Raw genomic sequence first — 20360 nt, 5'->3', positions numbered from 1 at the left:
GCGTCTCGCACCGGTCAGGGACGAGACGCCTGCCGAACAGGAGCCCGCATGGCCGACGACACATCGCAGCAGTTCGAGATCGACCTCCCGCCCGAGCTCATCGGCGGCAATTATGCCGACTTCGCCAACGTGTGGCACACGCCGACCGTGTTCGTGATGGACTTCCTCACCCTCGCGCAGCCGCCCCGCGAGCAGGTCGACGCCGAGACCGGTCAACGCCACACGGTCGTACCGGCCCGCGTCGTGAGCCGCATCCGCATCCCGCCGGACCAAGTATTCGAACTCGCCAAGGCACTGACCCAGCAGCTCGAGTTCTGGGAGCGCGAGACGGGCCGTCGCAACCCCCAGGAGCCTCCACTCGGCGACTGACGCGGTCCTCGCGTACGACCCCTGAGCCGTGCACGACTAAACGGCGGGGGTGGGCAAAGTCAACCCCTTTGGGCGAGAAATTCTCGCCGCGTACCCTTGCAAGGCGCCCCTCAAAGGCGCAGAGGCGCGGTATCCGTTCGGCGAGGGGCGGATGCCGCGCCGTCGCGTCGGCGGTACCCGCCCTGGTGCTTTCCTCCTCTGACACACGGAGGAGGGATCGTCCTCTCCCTGGCCGCAGAGATCGCCGGAAACGGCCGCGATGGTGACCGGAGGCCTTCTCGCCACGCTGTGGACCGACGCCGCACCGCTCGTCGCCGTCGCGCGCTCCTCGGCGAGGTCGGCGGGCTTCTCCGCCGTGCTCGCGGTGACCATCTCCATCGAGCGGGCGCCGGTGTCGACCACGTGGCGACGCCCCGACGGCCGACTCCTCCACCGGACGTCTGAGCCAGCGGCGAGATGGAGCGCTTGACAGTCGCTCAGGCCATGCATACGTTAACGGAAAACGCATTCCGAAACGGAACGCATCTCGAAGTCGCCGCGTCGAGACGCTGCGACATCGCTGCTGCGGGACCGGCCTCGGAGTTGCTGGGCACGGGTTGGTCGTTGATGACCGACTCGCTTCGACGAAGGAAGATACGTGACTCAAAGAACACTCCGGCGGGGCGCGATGCTCGTTATCGGTGCACTCGCTGCCTCCCTCCTCCCGCAGGCCGCCACAGCCGCGTCTGCCAACGCCGACGAGTCCCCGTTCATCGCCAGGTACGAAGCGGAGGAAGGCTATTCCGCAATCGGCAACGTTCATCTCAGCTCCACCATCGGAGATCAGCCGGCAGACCTCTCCTCACCACTGACCGGCTATTCCGGATCGGGCTTCCTCGACTTCAGTGATCCGGTAGCCGACTACGCAACGTCTACGGCGTGGCGGAATACCATCCCGGCGGGTCAGGATGGCGCCAAGTGGACGATACATGCTCCCAAGGCCGGCAACTACGAACTTCATTTCGTATACAACAACCCGGCCACCAAGTGGAACGGCAGCCGCAACGTCCGTGATGAGCGGAACATGCGCGTGAACATCAATAGCTCCTCCTTCACCAGCAACGACGGCTGGGCCGGATGGATGATCTTCAGTGTGTCCGGGTACAACGACTCCGCGTCGCCGGGAGTGCTGCAGACCGCCGCTACGGTCGGGCAGAACACCGCATGGAACAACAACTACATGAACGTGAAACTCGACGCGGGGGAGAACACGCTCCTCCTCTCGATCCAGGCCCCACCCGGGCAGGGGGTTTACGACGGCCCGAACCTGGACTACTTCGAAGTCAGGGCGATTGACGACGAGTTCACTCCCGCATCCGAGATGCCCCGCAAGACGACCTCCTTCGAGCACCCCGGAATCTTCTACACGATGGACGACCTCGAGAAGATGAAGGAGTACCGCCACCAGCCCGACTCGGTCTGGGCGAAGGGATACGCCGCGCTCCTTGCCGCCAACCAGTCCTCCAGCACCTACGCGCGGCCCGGCGGGTACTTCCCCATCGTCGAGCGCGGTCCGTACAACAACCCAAGCATCGGAGCCAGCCAGTTCGAGGGCGACTCGACTGTCGCGCACTACAACGCGCTCCGCTGGTTCTTCGATGGCGACATCGCCAACGCCAAAAAGGCCATCGAGGTACTGAACGGGTGGTCCTACACGCTCCAGGACGTGGTCAACAACGACTCCAAGCTGATCCTCGGGATGGCAGCGCCCGGCTATCTGAACGCAGCCGAGATCCTCAAGCACGTCTACAACAACGACACGTCGGTGCCCGAGGCAGACAAGTGGTCGGACGCTGACATGAAGCAGTTCGACTCGATGGTCCGCAACGTCTGGTACCGGATCATCGGGGACTATTACCCGCAGGCCAACGGTAACTGGGACTCGCTGATCGGCTCCGCGAATATGGCGATCGGCACGTATCTCGATGATCGCGACATTTTCAATCGCGCGATCGAGCAATATCTCCGCGGCGACGTCGTCCCTGACACGCTGTCGATGGGCGCGCTTCCCAATTACACATACCCCACGGGTGAAAGTCAGGAGTCCAATCGCGATCAGACGCACGCCATCATGGGGTTGCGCGGGTTCGGATATACCAACGAGATCGCGTGGAATCAGGGCCTCGATCTGTTCGGCTCATATGACCGTCGACTCCTTACCGGAGCCAACTACTTCGCGCGTTACAACGGCAGCAACGCCGAAGGAAGCGTTGAGTCACAGACCTTCATCTCTGACCGCAACAGGGGAGATTCCAACGCAGCGACCTTCGAGATCCTGCTCAATCACTACGCGAACGAAGTACACGAGGATGTCGACACTTCGACGATCCAGCAGTTCGTGGAGACGAAATGGCGGTCGTCAGGCGCCCGCTACATCGACTCGATGCTCTTCCAGGATCCGGCGCCGGTAAAGGACGTGAGCGCGGCAGCATTCGTGACGAAGGGAAGCGGCAATCAGAACGAGCTCACAATCACCGTCACCGAGACGCGGACCGATGGCATAAGCAAGGACCGCACCGCCACCTTCACCATCGACAACAACGCCGCGGGTACATACTCCGTTGGCAGGCACCAGGTCTATGTCGACACCAACGGCAACACCCAGATCCGGGAGTGCCGCCTGGTGATCTGACGGGTGGGGCCCCTCGTCTCGGCGGGTGTCGAGGGGCCCTGCCCGCCGACCCGGTCCCAACGCCTCGGGCATGGAACGCGCATTCCGAACGCTGCACACACGCGATGGGCAGTCCATCATCATCGATCCCGATATCGGCCGCGGGGCGGGCGCGCCAGTAGGCGAGGCAGGCTTCGCTCACCCCGGCATCATGCGCGCGGGACGAGCTGGATCTCGATCGGGAGGAAGCTCCTCAGCAAGCTCCGCCGAACTCATGCGCGACCCATAGCACACGGGCACAGGGCCCTTCTGGCGTGTGGATCCGGGTCCCATCGGACGTTGGTTCCGAGGCCCATACGGGGAGTCGTCGGGGGAAGAGTTGCTGAACAGGGTGCGTCACACCGGGGAGGAGTGTCTCGCGGCCATTGCCACGTGACCAGACGAACAAGAGGTCACCGCCGACCACATGCAGACCTAGGCACACGATGTCGTCGTCCCACTGCGGCAATCCGATCGGCCAGAAGGGCGTTGCGACGGGAAGGCTGCGGCGGAGGGTCTTGTGCAGCTCGACGGCGTCGCCGATGAGTTCACGCTGCGCTGGACGGAGACGGTCGAGGAACCCGGACAGGTAGAGCCGGCCGCTGAGGCCGCTGACGAGGGTGAAGGCGGTTTCCTCGTCGCTCATCTCGATCGACGGGTAGGCCCAGTTGCCGCATTGCTCGGGAAGGACGGACATCGGCGCGGACGCGGCAATGGGCGGGTACAGCAGAAAGTCCTGCTGGTCGCTGGTCGATTGCAGGTGGGTGGCTGACAGCAGGGCGTAGTCGGCGCGCATGCCGCCGGAGCTGCAGTTCTCGATCTGCAGGCCGGGGTGCTTCTGCTGAAGTCGGATGAGCCAGTCCCGGTGCGCGCGGGTGTGTCCCAAGAGCCCGTCCCCGGCGGAGGTCGCTGCGACGTCCGTGCCGACTCCGGGATTGATGTTGTAGTCGAGCTTCAGGTAGCTCACGCCGTAGTCACGGATGACCCTGTCGACGACGGCGGTGATGTAAGCGGCGACGGCGGGGTGGCGGAAGTCGAGGTGGTACCGGTCGTGCTCTCTCACCTTCTGGCCGAGCCGGTGGAAGAAGGCTTCGTCAGGCAGAGCGGTGGCGACCGGGCTGGTCACGCCGACGACCTCCGGCTCCAACCACAGTCCCACCCGCATGCCGCGGCGGAGGATGTCGTCGGTCACCGCTTTGAAGCCGTCGGTGAATCGGGTCGTGGCTTCGCGCCATTCGCCAACGCTGTCCCACCAGTCGCCGAGCGCGGGATCGGCGAACCACCCGGCGTCGATGCAGAAGACCTCTGCGCCGTCACGACTGGCAGCTTCGATGAGCGGCATCAGCTTGTCGGTGGAGGGCTGCCCCATCAGCGTGTTCATGAAGTCGTTGTAGACGACGGGGAGTTCTTCGTCGGCCGGCGATGACCGCAGCCACCGCCGATAGGACGTGAGCTCGCCGATGGCTGCGTCGGAGCCCTTCTGCGATACGGCGATCGCGACGGGGACGGCGGTGAACTCCTGCCCGGGGCCAAGCTGGTGGGCGAACTGGTGCTCGAGGTCTGTCGGGCCGAGCAGTGAGAGGGTGGCGCCTTGCAGCCCCTGGCTGAGGTCCATATGCCATCCGGCGCTGGTCTCGATCTGCCAGGCCAGCGCGTGGCCGTCAGCCGTGTGGGTGAGCACGCCGACCGGGAGGTACTCGCCGGTGGACCACGTGCCGTGGCTGGTCAGCGCGAAATGGCCACGGCCGTCTTGGGCGTGGATGCCGAGCGACAGTCGGGGAGCGACCTCGCGAAGGGGGAATTCTCGCCAGCGGTTCTCGGCGAGCCATTCGCTCGCCGCAACGCCGAGTCGGAGGTGGTCTGCGTCGTCCTCGCTCACCCCGAGCCCCAGGGTGAGGGAGGTGACGGCGGTCAGGGTCACCGGTGTCGTTCCCGCGTTCCGAACTGATGTGTCCAACCGGACGGCGCAGACGCCGGCCGGGCGTGTGATTCGGGTTCGGGTCTGAAGACCTGTCCGAGAGTCCTGCTGGCGTACTTCGACCCATTCGGCGCCGTCGCCCCGCCCTGACTCGACGCCGGTCACGCGGAGGCGCGCGCCGACGGCCGAGCGTGCGTACGCCTGGCTGGTGCGAGCTCGCTGCTCGGCGGCCGTGAACACTTCCACCAGGGGCACGGAGTCACATCCGGCGAAGGCCGCCGGCGGCAGCAGCAGCGCGGCAGGTTGATCGTCGGACCAGCGGAGGTCGATTGTGCCGCTGAGGAGCGCCGCACCCGTGCCAGTCGTGGTCATCGCCGTGTCTCGATTCCGGCCGAGCTGAGAACCGTGCACTGCTCCCGCGGGGTTGTCTGCCCGGCCGTCGACATTCCGCTGTTTCGGTGCGCTCTGAGCGCGAGAGCCGCGCCTCCTTGCAGGGGTCCATCCGTCCCGAGGGCGGATCGTTCGATGGGAATGTCTCTCAGGTGCGGGAACGGGGCGGACTCCCGGTAGGCCCGCGCAAGCAGGTCAACGTAATCGGGTGCGGAACGTGAGAACCCGCCGCCGACGGCGACGGCATCGATATCGATGAGGGCAGCCACGCTTGCGAGGGCATGTCCGACGGTGGTTGCCGATCGTACGATCGCGGCGCGCGCGGTAGCGTCGCCGGACGCGGCGTCGGCGGCGAGCTGTTCACCGGTCACGCCGCCCCACCCGAGGGTGCGCGCCCAGGCGACGCTGGCGGGGCCAGACGCGAGCTCCTCCAGGGTGAGGCCGGAGTCACCCACGCGCATCTGTCCGAGATGCCCGGCGTTTCCGGTGGCGCCGAGGAGGGGAGCGTCGTGGTCGATGATCCCGCCACCGACGCCGGTGGAGACCACGAGGGTGAGAGAGGTCCGGGCCGACTTGGTCGCTCCGAGCCAGCTTTCGGCCAGAGCGATGCAGCCGCCGTCGTGTCCCAACCGGACGGGGACATCGCCGAGGTCCGCGGCTTCCTTCACCACGTCCAGGAGCGGATACCCGGCGGCGAGATGGGGCATGTTGACCGGCATGATGCGGCCGGACGCGCAGTCGATGGGGCCGGCGGAAGCGATCCCGACCCCGACGACGGGGACCTGAACCGGGACGTGGTCCAGCGCGTGCTGCACGACGCGCTGCACAGCGTCTGTGAGCGACTGGGCGGTGGTGTCTCTCCCGGTGGCCTGCCGCGCGCGTGTGTTCGGCAGCACCGTGCTTCCACGGAGGAGGGCCGCCTCGATCTTGGTGCCGCCAAGATCAACGGCGAGCACGACGTTCACGGGTTCGCTCCGGTCGGGGCCCTCGGCGGCTCCTCGGATGCGGGAGCAGCCAGCGGAAGAAAGGCATGCGATGGGATGGCATGCGCGAAAGGCTTTCCCGCTACGAATCGTTCGACCTCGTCGACAGCCGATGCGCCGAGTCGTCGGAGCTCGTTGCCCATGGATCCGGCCAGGTGCGGCGTGAGAAACACGTTCGGCAGGGTGTAGAGAGGGTGCCCGCTGGGGAGCACATCCGGCTCGGTGACGTCCAGCACCGCGTTGAGCCGGCCGGTGGACAGCTCGTCCACGAGGGCATCCTGGTCGACGAGGGCGCCTCGCGCGGTGTTGATGAGCGTCGCCTGGTGGGGCAACGAAGCCAGGACTTCGCGAGACACCATGCTCCGCGTCTGGGGGATGTCGGGCGCGTGGATCGACAGGATCCGGCTGCGGCGAGCGAGCTCATGCAGGTCGCTGACGAGTTCGGCGCCGAGATGCTCAGCCTGTTGCGCGGCGAGGAACGGGTCGTAGACCAGCACGCGCACGTCATAGTCCCGGAGCTTCTTGATCACCAGGGTGCCGATGGTCGACGCCCCGATGATGCCGATATTCGTTCCGGCGAGACCTGTGTGTGGGAACTCGCCCTCGCGATCGATGAACCGCTGCTCGCGTCGGTAGAGCTCGGAAGCCCAGAATGCGCCCTTCGCGGCCAAGGTGATCATCGCCACGGTGTACTCGGCGACCGGGATGGCGTTGGCCCACCGACCCGAGGAAACCTGGATTCCGCGGCTCGCGGCCACCGGGTTGAGGAAGTCGATTCCTCCGCCCCAGTGCACGACGGCCTGCAGCCTGGGGAACCTGTTCAGCGCCGGCTCGTCGAGGATGGGGGCTCCCCATCCGGTGATGAGCAGCTCCACGTCGCTGACTTCAGCATCGTCACCGTGGACGCCTGTGGGGTCGTCGACGTCGATCTCGAGCAGTGCGGACAACCGGCCGCGCTCGTCCGGTCCGAACACGAATGGAGCAAGCTCCGGGGCCATTCCGAAGGCCGCTTTGACACGCCGACGGCCGGGGGATGCCGTTGCCGGCCCGCGTCCCTCCGTGGCGACGGGACCGCCGACGACGTCCAGGGCCGCCGGCGTGCCCACGTGATGAGGCGTGGTCATGATGCGTCTTGTCCCTGCTGGCGGTTCCGCCGACGTGAGCGCGGCCCGGTGTGACGGGGTCGGGTGGTCATCCCTTGAGCCCGGAGTTCGCCAGTCCCTGCACGAAGTAGCGCTGGGCGAGAATGAACAGCAGGATCATCGGCAGTGTGGCCAAGGTGGCACCCGCCATCAGGTAGGACCACTGGATGTTGAGCGGGTCCTGGGCGAAGATCGCCAAGCCCAGCTGCAGCGGACGGAGGTCCTGCGAACGTGTCGACACCAGCGGCCAGATGAAGCTGTTCCACGCCGCCTCAATCTGAAAGACGGCGATCGTCACGAGAGCCGGCCGCACCAGCGGCACCATGATGCGGGCAAAGATGCCGAATTCGTTCACTCCGTCGATTCGGGCTGCCTCGCCGAGTTCGGGCGGCAGCGTGATGAAGAACTGACGGGCGAGGAAGATGTAGAGCGGTCCCATCGCGAGGGGGACGATGAGACCCCACCAGCTGTCGAGCCATCCGTTTCCTCCCTGCCCGAAGATGTCGTTGCCACCGAAGAGCGGGATCTGCTTGACGACGAGGAAGAGCGGGACGATGACCACCTGGAACGGCACCATCAGCAGCACGACGACGTAGCCGAGCAGCACCCCGCGTCCCCGGATCGGTAGCTGCGCGAGCGCGTAGCCGGCGGCTGTCGCGAAGACGAGAGTCAGCAGCGTCTGCCCGATGGTGAGGACGAGGCTGTTGCGGAAGTAGTCGATGAATGGTGCAGCGCTCATCGCCGCGGCATAGTTCTCCCAGTGCAGCTCTGCGGGGAACCAGCTGAACGTGGTGACCTCGGCCGGCGACTTCAAGGAGGTGAGGATCATCCACACGAAGGGGACGACCATCGCGACCGCACCGATGGTCAGTGCGATATAGAGGAGCGCCCGACCGACATGGGAGCCAACGGAACGGCGGCGGCTGCTGGGGTAGCGGATGACTTCAGTGACCACTGGAGTTGCCCTTCTGAAGTCGCAGGCCGGCGAGGATGAAGATGCCGATCAGGATGAACATGAACACCGACTCTGCGGACGCCAGCCCGAAGTGGAGCCCGGAGAACGCGTTCTCGTAGATGTCGTAGACCAGGACGCGTGTCGAGTTCGCGGGGCCGCCCTTCGTCGTGACGTAGACCAGGTCGAACACCTGGAACGAGGCGATGATGGAGGTGACGAGCACGAAGAAGTGCGACGGTCCCAGTGCCGGCCAGGTGACGTTCCAGAACGTCTGCCATCTGTTGGCACCATCGAGGCGGGCCGCCTCCACGAGGGCGGGGTCGACGCCCTGGAGCGCCGCGAGGTAGATCACCATCTTGGTTCCGAGGCCCTGCCAGATGCCGATCATGGCCAGCGACGGCAGCGCGGTGTCGGGCGAGGTGAGCCACTTCGAGGGCGGCAGTCCGAACAGGCCCAGGATCTCGTTGGCCAGACCGACGTTCGGGTTGAGGATCCACAGCCAGACGGTCGCGACGGAGACGGTGGCGGTCACGACGGGGATGTAGAAGAGCACCCGGTACAGCGACCTGGCCCTGATTCCCATGTTCAGCGCCAGTGCGACGACGAGCGCGAGCGCCATTCCGAGCGGCACGACCAGCAGCGTGTAGACGATGGTGTTGACGACGGCGATCTGGAAGTCGGGGTCCTGGATCAGGTCGACGTAGTTCTGGAAACCGATGAAGGTGGGCGGTGCGAAGAGGCCGTAGTCGGTGAAGCTCAGCACCACAGCGGCGACCAGCGGGATGCCGAGGAAGACGGTGATGTTGAGGAAGGCGGGGGCGAGCATGATCCACCCCGCGCGGCGCTGGGACCGGATCATCCCGCTCGCCCGTGGGTGACGGCGTCGCGGCTCCTCCTCGATGAGCGTCGGGGCGCTCAGCGCGACGGCTTCGTTCTGTTCAATGCTCGACGTCATCGTTGGAGCCTTTCGGTGCGTGGTCGGCGCCCGGGGCGAGGTCGGGTGATTCGCCCCGAGCGCCGACCTGTTGTCACTTCGACTGCGCGGCCAGGTTGGCCAGCACGTCCGCGGAGGACTCCTGGCCGAGGATGGCCTTGTCCAGCTCCGTGTTGAACACGTTGCGCAGGTCGAGCCAGTTCTCGGCGCCACCCTCGAAGACGACGGTGTCGAGGTTCTCGTACGCGAACGTGCTCGCCGGGTTGCTTGCCACGATCTCGCTGTGGCCGGCGTCGGCGGCGGCGGGAACGGCGAAGTTCAGCTTGGCGATGCTGGCTTCTGCCTCGGGGGTCGACAGCGCCTCGATGAAGCTCCACGCAGCGTCGGGAAGCTTCGTCGTGGAGCCGATCGACGCGAGCTGGCCCCCTGCGAACATTGCTTCGCGCTCGTCGTCAAGGTTGAAGAAGACGAGGTCGTCGCAGACTTCCTGGGTGACAGCGGCGCAGTCGATGTACCCACCGACGAAGCCCATTCCGGCTTCCTTCGTGTACAGCAGGGGTGCACCGGAAGCTGACTTCTGGCCGAAGTCGATCACCTTGCGGTCGTTGATCATCTCGCCGATCCAGTCCAGCGCCTCTTCGCCCTGCGCGTTGTCGAAGTCGGGTTCGCCGCCGTCGTAGAGGTCGTTGCCGAGGGCGCCGAGGAGCGCGACGAAGTCCTGGCGGTACTCGCCGGGTCCAGCCCAGAAGTCGAATCCGGCCCGGGTGACTTTGCCGCTGGCGTCGCGGACGGTCAGCTTCTCGGCGGCGTCAGCCAGCTCTTCGAGGGTGGTGGGCGGCGAGTCGGGGTCGAGCCCCGCCGCTTCGAAGGCCGACCGGCTGAGTGCGAGCGGCTTCGGGCCGAGCACCAGCGGGTAGGCGTAGACAGCGTCGTCGTACTCGACTGCCGGCACGATCGCGGGGTTCGCGTCCTGGGCGATCGAGTCCGGCGTGACACCGAACTGCTCGAGGTCGAGGAAGGCCTTCTGCGAGGCGAACGGGGGGATCCAGCCGACACCGGTGACGAGGACGTCGTACGGCTGGCCGCCGGCGATCGACGTCGAGATCTTCTCGTTCAGGTTGGCGAACGTGGCGAAGTCGGGTTCGACCTCGACGTTCGGGTACGTCTCGTGGAAGACATCCACGATCGCCTCGAACGCGTCCGTTCCTTCGTTGCTGGCAGGGAAGCTCGGCACGAGGACGCGGAGCGTTCCCGACACGTCTTCTGGGTCTTCACTGGCTCCCGGTGTGGTGCCGCCGCCGCCCGAGCAGGCGGTGAGGGCGAGGGCGGCAACGCCGGCGATGGCGAAGCCGAGAAGCCGGCTGTGCTTGCGATTCTCCACGAGAACCTCCTTGTGACTGCGTGGAAACAGTGGAATGCGATTTCCAGAGTAGGGAAAGCGCATCCCAAAGTCAACGACCTTGCCGCGGAGTGCTGTCAGACTGGGGCGATGAGTCCGGACCTGCCCGCGCCGACCCCGCGGCCCAGGTACACCCTGTTCGGGGTGTTGAACTTCGCGGGGAATCTCCTGACCCTTTCCATCTGCCTCTTGATCCTCTGGCTCGGCCTGCTTACCGCAGCTCCGGGATCCGCGGCCGCACTCGACGCGCGCAAGCGAATGACGCCAGACGATCCGCCGGTGTCGGTGCGGGCGTTGTTCGCCGACACCGGGCGCTATTTCCGGCGACTGTGGATGTTCGGCCCGCTGATGACCATTCTGGGGGTGGGGACGTGGATAGCCCTCGCCTTTTGGCTGACGATTCCAGCCCCTGCCGGCCTGATCATGGTGGCCGTGACCCTGGTCGTCGGTACCGTCGTGTCCTTGCTCGGGCTGGCGGCGCCGACCAGCGGACGTCGCGTGGAGCGGGCTGGTCAGGTTGTGCGGCAGGCCGCTCGAATCGTGGCCTTGGCCCCGGGTCGGAGCATCCTCGCCCTTATGGCCGCGGCGGCCGCCGTGGTCCTCAGTGTGCAGTTCCCGGCAGTGGGGCTCGTCGCTCTCGGCGCGGCTCTCACCGAGATCGCCTACCGGGCGTGGGGGCGGAGCGACAGCGAATCTCCGACACGGTGAATGCGATGGACGGGTGGAAACGCTTTCCGTTACAGTTTCCAAGACACGGGTGGACTGGCAGCTAGGAGGCCCCGATGGCACGTGATGCGGAACGCGCTCCACGACTCACCGACGTCGCACGGTTGGCGGGGGTGTCCGCGGCGACCGCGAGCCGGGCACTTCACGGAACGGATCGTGAAGTGCGGGAGGAGAACCGCCAGAAGGTGCTCGCCGCGGCACGATCCCTCGGCTACGCGCCCAACATCGCCGCCCGCGCTGTCGCTCAGGGGAGAACGCGCGGCGTCTCCCTGATCGTGGGGGCGGTTCCCGACGACTACGCCAATCCGATCGTGGCGGGTGTTCTGGCCGCAACCAGCCGGCGCAATCTCCCGGTGACGATCACCCCAGCGGGCGAGGATATCGATTCGCTGGTGGCGCAGATCCAGCAGGTGCGAGGACTGCGCTCGGAGATCCTCCTGCTGGCCGGCGGTCGGCAGGCCAGGGATCCCGCGAACCCGGCGCTTATCGATGCACTGGAGCGTTTCGAGTCCGAAGGCGGCCGGGCTGTCGTGATGTCGCAGCCCGGCCTGCCGTTCGACACCGTCAGCTATGACAACTTCGGTGGCGGGCACGACATGGCCGTGGCGTTGCGAGGGCTCGGGTATGCCCAGTTCGCCGTGATCTCTGGTCAGGTGCATGCCATGACCCAGCGCGACCGCGTGCAGGGGTTCATCGCCGGCCTGAAGGAATCGGGCCTCGAGCTCACCCCCGATCGCCTGCTCACCGGCGGGTTCACCCGCGACGGAGCGTACGCGATGACGGGGGAGTTGCTGCGCCGGGGAATCGCCGTCGATGCGATCTTCGCCGCGAACGATTCCATGGCGTTGGGGGCGATGACGTTCCTTCGGGACGCGAACCAGCTGGGCAAGGTCGCGGTGGCAGGGTTCGACGACATGGTCGCGCTTCGTGACGTCACCCCTTCCCTCACCACCGTGCACCTGCCGTGGGACGAAGTGGCCGAGCACGCCCTCGGCATGGCGATGCTGCCCCGGCAGAAGGACCCGCGATCGATCATGGTGCGCGGCCATGTTGTGGTGCGGGAGAGCACGCCCTCGTTCGCTGTGGCGTCCGCCTAAGAGTTCACCTGCGCGCTGACCGGGACGCCGTTCTCGTACCAGTCGACGCTCCAGGCGTTCTGCCCCCACCACATGTTCATGGTGACGAGGTGGCGGCCGTCGCCATCCCAGTTGTCGCTGGACAGTGAGGACGCCCCGGCGGCTGCGGTGGCGGGTCCTGGCGCCTTCAGCTTCAAGGCCGTGGTCGCCGTCGCGTCGCCTCCGCTCCGCGAGGAGGCCACCGCCGCAATGACATAGGCGCCGCCCGGCGTGGAGGAGAGGTTGAAGGTCGTCCCCCACTTGCCGTCCGCCACCGGCGCGTTCTGCGATGCCACCACCGCGCCGGACCCGTTCCGCAGCTCGACACGAACGACCGGGCCGGCTGCGCTCCAGCCGCTGTTGCCCGGCGCGGCAGATCCGGAGACCTTCACCGGCACCGTGCGGCTGATGGTGCCGCCGCCGGAGTTCACGGCCACCGTCGGGGCTGTGGCGGCGACAACCGTCACCGTGACGGTCTTCGCTGCGGTTCCGGAGTGATAGGTGACCGCGTACCGCCCGGCCGTGGCCGGGTCGACGGTACCCGTGATCTGGACGCTGGCGAGATCCTCGACCGGGTTGCCCTCATAGTCGACCGCGCTGTCGATGTTGTCGGCGGGGCTCCAGGAATCGCCGGCCACCAGGGTCGAGTCGTGAGCTTCGACGCTCGCCTGATCGACCTCTCCGCGGGTGTTGTATGAGAACAGCAGCGCGTTCTCAGGCGTGGTATCGGTGCTGATCGTCTCCGTCTTGGTGCCCAGCCGCAGCGAGAGAGTGGCTTCACGCGGCGCGTCTCCCGACCCGTCAACCGCGACCTTCACCAACCGCCGGTCCTGAACCAGGTAGGACCGTCCGAGCCCGGTGCTGCGCAGCACGAACTTCTCGCGCTCGCCTACGACAAGCGCCGATGCCGTGATCACGTTCTCACCGTTCACGAGGGTGGGCGTCACTCCGAGGAACCGGCCAGTGGCCACCTCCTGAATGGAGTAGGTCTCATCATCATTGGTCACCAGCCGGAAGAACGGGGCGTCCGCCTGCTGGGTGTCGACCGCGACCGTTCCATCCGGCTGTACGGCGAAGTACGAGTCAAGCGTCTCGGTGACGTAGTCCGCGGGGAGCACACCGCCGTCCGTCAACGCTCGCGAACTCTGCGGAACAGAGCCCCACTTCGTCACCTCGCTCCAGGTGCGCTGGTACCACGGGGTAAGCATGGTGCGCAGCTGGAAGTAGGGCGCCGTGGCCTCGGTCGGTCCCCCGTTGTAGGAGGTCAGCGTGCCGAAGTTGAGATTGTCGAAGTGAACGAAGCCTTGCGGGCGCATGGCCTCGGCGGCGCGCTTCATCCAGGTCACGTCCACACCGTCGACGGTGGAGTAGTAGGCCAGCGCGGTTTCGAAGATCGGCCGCAGCTGACCGCGGAGGATGGCCTGCTCATCCATCTCGTCCCAGTACGCGTTGGCGTCCGTGCGACCGAACACGTTGGGGACCGGCTCCGCCCGCAGCGTTCCTTCACCGCGGAACAGGTTGTACTCGGCGACCCAGTTGTATGCGCGGGCGAGCTTGTTGTCGTCGAGTTTCCAGAGGTTCAGCCCCTGGTTGTACGCGATGGCGCTGAAGTCGCCGAGCAGACCCAGCCCGAGCATGGCGTGCGCCTGGTCGCGCGCCGACTCCGTCGTCTGGCCCCAGTCGGTGACGTAGTTCTCGACCGAGCCGTTGATGAACGGGCTCTTGTACATCGCGACCGCCTCGTCGTAGATGGTGGCGTTGTCGGTGACGACGCCGATCGCCTCGAGGGTGACCATCGCCGCGGCGTCCCAGTTGCCGTTCGCGTTCATCGGGGCGCCAGCATCCTGGATAACCGGATACACCACGTTGAGCACCAGCGACTGGAAGGCTGCGAAGTCGGCGTCGCTGTAGCCGGGGTATCCGCCGTCGTAGTACCGCACGATCTCGGCGGCGTTGATGAGCTTCAGGGTGCCCAGGCCCGCACCCAGGATCTGGTCGCGCCCATCGATCTGGGTGAGGGTACCCGACCAGGCGTTGAGGATCTCCACGGCCTTGTCGGCGTGGCGCCCGTCGCCGGTGATCACCCACTGCAGAGCGTGGAAGTATGCGGCGGCGCTTGCCCACTCATAGTCGCGGATGTTGCCCGAGCCTTCCGGTGAGCCGCGACCGACGCCGGCGTGCGCGACCACATCGAAGTCCAGCGACGCGATGGAGTTGGGGACGGTGTTCTTCATCCGCAGATAGTCCGAATACCAGGGCTCGGCCTTCGCGACCACGTGCTCGCGCATCGCGTCGAGCTGCTGGGTCGTGAGGGATACGCCTGGGTGATCGAAGACGCGAGCCACGACAGTGTCCTCCACCGCCTCCCCGCCACCGGTGTAGCTGACGGTGATCTCGTGCGTCCCGGCGGTCTGATCTCTCACGGTCGCGGTCATGACGCCGTCGACGTGAGACACCGTCGCGCCGTTCACGCTGTAGTGCGCCGCGTCAGTGTCATCGTTGACGGGGACCCAGCTCAGCTGGACGGTCGTTCCGGTGACGCGTTGCTGCACCTCGAGGAGGTTCGGCGCGTCCAGGGATTCGAAGGTGAAGTAGTGGGTTCCGCGGTCGCCGGGTTGCACCAGCGTTCCGGCGGTCGTCGCGTTCACCGGGACGGTGGGCGCCTCGGCACCGTCGCGCAGCGCGTCCAGGTGACTGCTGATTGTGTACCTGCCCGATTCCGGGTAGGACGCGATGGAGAAGCGCTCGTTCCACTTCACGGCATCAGCGGTGGCGGAGACCAGATAGTTCCCGTCGGACTTGGTGTAGTAGGGCCGGCCCTCGTCGCCGCTGTAGTTCTGGATAGTCAGGAACTTGCCGTTGGACAGACTCTTGATCGCGTAGGTGGTCTGCTGTCCGCCGCCGGTGCCGTCGTACTCCGAGGCGGTGTAGTCGTATCCGTAGATCGCGAACGGTGTCGCCGCCGCTTCATCCTCGGTGACGGTTATCCGTCCGGTTTCGTCTTCCACGTGCAGGTACCGGCCGTCCGCGTCGGCGATGTGCACCACGTCCTGCGCCGCATGGGCATTGGCGGCATAGTCGCGGAAGCGCTGCGCGATGGGGTAGTCGACCGGGATCTCGTCGTTGGTGCCGGTCACCGCTACCCACGGTGTGTATATGGGGTTGGTCGCGCGCGTGGAGTATATGTCGGTGCCCGCGATCAGGAGGTCATCGACCTTGTCCGTGGTGAGGTGCACAGTCAGGGCGTTGGCGCCGTCGCCTTTGGCCGCCTGGACGAGCGGCGTCACATCGAGCGCGACACCGGTGGTACCGGTGGGGACAGTCTTGGTCACGACGGGGGAGTTCGGCGCGTCGAGCGGTCGCGTGTTGTACGTGACGCTCGTCTCGGTCCAGCGAGTCGTGGTGGTGGCACCGGCATTGCTCGAGAACTCGCTCGCCCGAGTGGCGAGGATCGTGGCGGCGTTGTTGTATTTGGTGATGTTGAGCACCACGGAACTCAGGGTTGCCGGGTCGATCTGGGAGATGTCCAGCCGGATGTAGGCGTGGCCGCCTTTGCCGACGACGAGATTCGTGGCGGTGCCGTAGTTGGTGCTGGGGGCGGTGGTCCGAACCCAGGCGTTGTCCTTGATCATGTGCTCGGCGATGCCGTAGACGGCATCGACGACCGGGCGGAGTGTCGCATCTGCGGCCCCGGTCGAGTAGATGTCCGTGCCGACGGTTCCCGTGGTCGTCAGACGCAGGGTGAGCGCGTCGGCTCCGCGAGCTTTCGCCTCGGTCACGAGGGAGGTGATGGTGACGGCGAGCCCCACCGTTCCCGAGGCCGCGTCGACCGTGAGCGATTGCGTTCCTGCCAGGTCGAGCGGCTTCGTCGCCCACGTCAGGTTGGTCTCGTTCCACCTTGTGGTGGTCTCGACGCCGCCATCGGTGAGGTATTCGCTGGCTTGGGAGATGACGATCTTGTTGGCGCTGTTCGTCTTCTGCAGTTTCAACTGCACCGACGCCAGGTCGGTGCCGGAGATCTTCGTCACGTCGAGTCGGATGTAACTCTCGACGTCGTTGCGCACGATCAGCGTCTCGGTGTCGCCATAGTTCGTCGTCGGGTTCGACTCCCGCACCGACGCGTCATCGGTGACGACCCCGCTGACCGGCTCTGCCTGGCTCGGCGCTGACGACCCGAGGACCATCCCCGCGGCCAGCAGGAGCACGATCGCCGCTGCGGCGATGAGTCTCCCCGCGAGATGGGCGACGCCGGCCGCACCGGTCATTGCGGTGCGGGGCAACTGGGGACTGACGAGGTGGGACACGAGCGCTCCTTTGCGTTTGCCCTCAGACTGAGCCGACAGTGGCCCCTGCAGCGTGTTGCACCGCCGATCGTCGAAGGGTTGCGCGAGAAGAATACGAAGCCCACGGACGGATGGCAACCGTTTTCCGTCATTTCCGCAAGTCGCCGATCTGTGTGGAGTCGACGGTCCCGCATCCGGCAGAGGCAGGACGGCGGAGGAAACCATCGATTCGGAACCGCGTTGCAGCGATTGAATGGCTCGGCCTCCGACCCCGCGGCCCTCTCGCGCGCGAGGCGGGCTCCGGGTTCGACGTCGCCACCGGCGAGGAGCTCACGGGCATCCTCGAGCGGCGCGTCAGCGTGAGTCACCCCCTCGACGTCGGCGGCGGATTCGCTGCGTCGTATGACCCGCCCGTGAGCCCGACGATGGCGTCAACGTGTGCGCGGCTCAGACCGTGCCGTACAGCCGGTCGCCGGCGTCGCCGAGCCCGGGCACGATGTAACCGTGCTCGTTGAGACGCTCGTCGAGCGCGCCCAGCACGAGCGTCACGTCGCGGCCGGCGACCTGCTTCTCGATCGCCGCGACGCCCTCGGGGGCGCCGAGGATGCAGATCGCGGTGACGTCCTGCGCGCCGCGGTCGAACAGGAAGTCGATGGCCGCACCCAGCGATCCACCGGTTGCGAGCATGGGGTCGAGCACGAAGCACTGGCGGTCGCTGAGGTCGTCGGGCAGGCGCTCGGCGTACGTCGACGGTTCGAGCGTCTCGTGGTCGCGCACCATCCCGAGGAAGCCGACCTCGGCGGTCGGGATCAGCTTGACCATGCCCTCGAGCATGCCGAGACCGGCACGGAGGATCGGCACGACGAGTGGGCGCGGGTCGTCGATGCGGACACCGGTCGTCGACGTCACAGGCGTCTGGATCTCGATGGGCGCCACGCGGACGTTGCGGGTCGCCTCGTAGGCGAGCAGCGTCACGAGCTCCTCGGTGAGCTGACGGAACACCGGCGACGGGGTGCGCTGGTCGCGCAGCACCGTGAGCTTGTGGGTGATGAGGGGGTGATCGGCGACGTGCAGGCGCATAGAGACAGGGTAGTGCGTCGGCTCGCCCGAACCGGGGTGACGTCCGCCCGGGCGGCTACGCTCGTGCTGTGCTTCCCGCCTCCGCCGACCTCGCCGCCATGGATCGCGCGCTCGTGCTCGCCGCGGCCGCGGGCGAGGCGGGTGACGTCCCCGTCGGGGCTGTGGTGACGGATGCTGCGGGCGCGGTGATCGGCGAGGGCCGCAACCTCCGCGAGGTCGAGCACGATCCGACTGCGCACGCCGAGGTGGTGGCGCTGCGCGCGGCGGCAGCCGCCCGCGGCGGCTGGAACCTCGAGGGCTGCACCCTCGTCGTGACCCTCGAGCCGTGCGTGATGTGCGCGGGCGCCGTGCTCCAGGCGCGCGTCTCGCGGCTCGTCTTCGGCGCGTGGGACGAGAAGGCCGGCGCCGTGGGGTCGGTATACGACGTCGTGCGCGATCGACGCCTGCCCTATCGGGCCGAGGTCGTCGCGGGCGTGCGCGAGGACGCGGCATCCGCGCTCCTGCGCGCGTTCTTCGACGCCCGCCGTTGAGCTGATCGATTCCGCGGCGCAGGACACTGGTACGGCGCCGACGAGACTGAGAAGTGGAAGAGCACCGGCTCCCGAGCGCCCTGAGGTCGCACCGGCGACCGCGCACGGCGGGCGCCACCCTCCATCGCCCGCAGGACGCCGACACGAGCATCCCAGCACCGCGCGCCGGAGGGCGCCGACTCGGGAGTCCGCCTCCGGAACAGGGGGTCAGCCCGCGAGGACAGGGGGGACCGCACCCTGCTGGGCGCCCCGAGCACGGGCCTAGCGTGACTGCCATGACCCGCCTCATCGAACCCGTCCGGACCGCCACCGCCGTCGCACGGCCGGGCGGCATCCGCTCCCGCGTCGGCTGGACGTTCATCCTGCTCACGGCGCTCGCAATCGTCGCGTACTCCGCCGTCCCCTATTTCACCGCGTCGCTCGCGGACCTCGCCGGCCAGGACGTCGGTCTCTCGCCCACGTATGCCGCGGTGCCCCCGTTCGTGCAGGGGGCGCTGTACGTCCACATCGTCGGCGGCGCGGTGGCCGTCGTCTGCGGACCGCTGCAGTTCTGGCGGGGGCTGCGCATGCGCGCGCCGCGCGTGCACCGCTGGATCGGTCGCGTCTACCTGGTCGCGGTGACCATCGGCGCGGTCGGCGGCCTCGTCATCGCGCCGTCGAGCCCCGCCGGATACGTCGGGTTGTTCGGATTCGGCGCGCTGGCCGTGCTGTGGCTCCTCAGCGGCTGGCGCGCCTACCGTGCGATCCGCCGGCACGACGTGCCCAGCCATCAGGCGTGGATGATCCGCAACTACGCACTGACGTACTCCGGCGTCATGCTGCGGATCTGGCTGCCGCTGCTGCTCATGGCTCCGCTCGTGCTCGGGCTGCCGTGGGAGTTCGACTCCGCGTTCGCGAACGCGTACGCGGCGGTGCCGTTCCTGTGCTGGCTACCCAACCTCGTGTTCGCCGAGTGGCTCATCCGTCGCCGCGGCCTGCCCTCGTACCGCCTGCCTGTGTTGAGGACGGTTGACTTCCGCGGGCGCGTTCATCGGCCGACGGCCAGGCTCGGTAGCGTTCATGTCATGAGGCTTCGAGTACTCTCCCTGACGCTGATCGGAAGCGTTCTCCTCCTGCCCGGCTGCGCGTCAGCAGCCCTTCGAGCACCGGCGGCCACGGTGCCGACGAGCCCCTCCCGGCCGGTGGCGGACCCGTCACCGAGCGTCTCGACGCCCCCCGATGCCATCACCGTAGCCGCGGACCGTGTCGAGGTCACGCGCGCGGGTGCGACGGGCTCGTACCCGTTCGCATCGAACGGCGAGGAACTCCTGACGGTGATCGAAGAGATCCGCGGACAGTCCCCGTCCGTCACCGACGTCGAGGACCCGTGGGGCAACGGCGACGTGCGGGGTCAGCGCTACGAGTGGCCCGACGTGATCGTCACGGTGATCCAGGAGCGGGTCGCAGTCACCTTCCTCGCGATGTCCGTCGGACGCGTCCCTGTGGCGACCGAGCAGGGGGTGTCCGTCGGCTCTTCCCGCGACGATGTCACCGCAGCGGGAGGCTTCGATCTGTGGGATGAGGACGCCGACGGCGTCGCGGATCATCTGGGCCTGGGCGCTGTAGAGGTTCCCGGCACTCGTTCCTTGGCCGAAGAAGGCGAGGTCGGAGTCGAGTTCGTCGAAGTGGGCGTGGCGGACGACGCCGTCTGGAGGATTTCGGCACCCGCGAACGACTTCGCCGACATCTAGGTGTGATGTCCAGGGACGTTGTTCCGGGGACGCGTCTCTGAGGTGCTGACGGCGAAGGCCTCCCCGGTGTGAAGTGGAGCTGTTCAAGGAACCGCTTCACGAGCCAAGGGAGGCCTT

The 20360-nt window shown here is 67.0% G+C and carries 15 protein-coding genes; 7 read left to right on the top strand and 8 right to left on the bottom strand.

Annotated features, from left to right (window positions below; genetic code table 11):
- The first annotated feature begins 48 nt into the window (after window positions 1–48).
- The 3 genes from MRBLWH3_RS00420 to MRBLWH3_RS00410 all read left to right on the top strand — a co-directional run bounded on the left by MRBLWH3_RS00420 (window position 49) and on the right by MRBLWH3_RS00410 (window position 3040).
- Complete coding sequence (locus MRBLWH3_RS00420; RefSeq protein WP_363427616.1) at window positions 49–369, top strand: DUF3467 domain-containing protein; 321 nt, start codon at window positions 49–51, stop codon at window positions 367–369.
- 259 nt (window positions 370–628) lie between these two features.
- Window positions 629–838 (top strand): hypothetical protein, encoded by a 210-nt coding sequence (locus MRBLWH3_RS00415; protein ID WP_363427614.1) that lies wholly within the window; start codon window positions 629–631, stop codon window positions 836–838.
- A 168-nt stretch (window positions 839–1006) separates the two neighbouring features.
- Complete coding sequence (locus MRBLWH3_RS00410) at window positions 1007–3040, top strand: alginate lyase family protein (RefSeq protein WP_363427612.1); 2034 nt, start codon at window positions 1007–1009, stop codon at window positions 3038–3040.
- Window positions 3041–3272: 232 nt separating this feature from the next.
- Here MRBLWH3_RS00410 and MRBLWH3_RS00405 read toward each other — a convergent pair whose 3' ends face one another.
- The 6 genes from MRBLWH3_RS00405 to MRBLWH3_RS00380 form a co-directional block, all read right to left on the bottom strand.
- The gene (locus MRBLWH3_RS00405; protein WP_363427611.1) at window positions 3273–5348 is read right to left on the bottom strand and encodes a glycoside hydrolase family 36 protein; all 2076 of its coding nucleotides are present in this window, start codon (window positions 5346–5348) and stop codon (window positions 3273–3275) included.
- Window positions 5345–6331, bottom strand: a complete 987-nt coding sequence (locus MRBLWH3_RS00400; protein WP_363427609.1) for an ROK family protein — start codon at window positions 6329–6331, stop codon at window positions 5345–5347. The genes MRBLWH3_RS00405 and MRBLWH3_RS00400 overlap by 4 nt, the downstream gene beginning before the upstream one ends.
- Complete coding sequence (locus MRBLWH3_RS00395) at window positions 6328–7473, bottom strand: hydroxyacid dehydrogenase (protein ID WP_363427607.1); 1146 nt, start codon at window positions 7471–7473, stop codon at window positions 6328–6330. Before MRBLWH3_RS00395 ends, MRBLWH3_RS00400 begins: the two co-directional genes overlap by 4 nt.
- A 67-nt stretch (window positions 7474–7540) precedes the next feature.
- On the bottom strand, window positions 7541–8446 hold the full coding sequence (locus MRBLWH3_RS00390; protein WP_363427605.1) for a carbohydrate ABC transporter permease: 906 nt from the start codon (window positions 8444–8446) through the stop codon (window positions 7541–7543).
- A complete protein-coding gene (locus tag MRBLWH3_RS00385) occupies window positions 8436–9401 on the bottom strand; it encodes a carbohydrate ABC transporter permease (protein WP_363427603.1) in 966 nt (321 codons plus the stop codon). Before MRBLWH3_RS00385 ends, MRBLWH3_RS00390 begins: the two co-directional genes overlap by 11 nt.
- A 73-nt stretch (window positions 9402–9474) precedes the next feature.
- Entirely contained in the window at window positions 9475–10761 is a 1287-nt protein-coding gene (locus tag MRBLWH3_RS00380; RefSeq protein WP_363427601.1) for an extracellular solute-binding protein, read from the bottom strand.
- A gap of 108 nt (window positions 10762–10869) precedes the next feature.
- Between MRBLWH3_RS00380 and MRBLWH3_RS00375 the strand changes: the two genes are divergently transcribed.
- Both MRBLWH3_RS00375 and MRBLWH3_RS00370 read left to right on the top strand, forming a co-directional pair.
- A complete protein-coding gene (locus tag MRBLWH3_RS00375; RefSeq protein WP_363427599.1) occupies window positions 10870–11487 on the top strand; it encodes a hypothetical protein in 618 nt (205 codons plus the stop codon).
- Window positions 11488–11561: 74 nt separating this feature from the next.
- A complete protein-coding gene (locus MRBLWH3_RS00370; protein ID WP_363427597.1) occupies window positions 11562–12602 on the top strand; it encodes a LacI family DNA-binding transcriptional regulator in 1041 nt (346 codons plus the stop codon).
- On the opposite strand, the gene MRBLWH3_RS00365 is transcribed toward MRBLWH3_RS00370, so the two are convergent.
- A complete protein-coding gene (locus MRBLWH3_RS00365; protein WP_363427595.1) occupies window positions 12599–16924 on the bottom strand; it encodes a DNRLRE domain-containing protein in 4326 nt (1441 codons plus the stop codon). The genes MRBLWH3_RS00370 and MRBLWH3_RS00365 overlap by 4 nt on opposite strands.
- Window positions 16925–17350: 426 nt before the next feature.
- Complete coding sequence (gene upp / locus MRBLWH3_RS00360) at window positions 17351–17983, bottom strand: uracil phosphoribosyltransferase (protein ID WP_363427593.1); 633 nt, start codon at window positions 17981–17983, stop codon at window positions 17351–17353.
- Window positions 17984–18081: 98 nt separating this feature from the next.
- Here upp and MRBLWH3_RS00355 point away from each other — a divergent pair, with 98 nt between their 5' ends.
- Together MRBLWH3_RS00355 and MRBLWH3_RS00350 are read left to right on the top strand one after the other, a co-directional pair.
- Entirely contained in the window at window positions 18082–18513 is a 432-nt protein-coding gene (locus MRBLWH3_RS00355) for a nucleoside deaminase (protein ID WP_363435175.1), read from the top strand.
- A 275-nt stretch (window positions 18514–18788) separates the two neighbouring features.
- Complete coding sequence (locus MRBLWH3_RS00350; protein WP_363427591.1) at window positions 18789–20243, top strand: DUF2306 domain-containing protein; 1455 nt, start codon at window positions 18789–18791, stop codon at window positions 20241–20243.
- The last annotated feature ends 117 nt before the right edge of the window (window positions 20244–20360 follow it).

Source organism: Microbacterium sp. LWH3-1.2 (assembly GCF_040675855.1).
Classification (GTDB): Bacteria; Actinomycetota; Actinomycetes; order Actinomycetales; family Microbacteriaceae; genus Microbacterium.
This window is presented reverse-complemented; position numbering and strand designations above follow the sequence as displayed.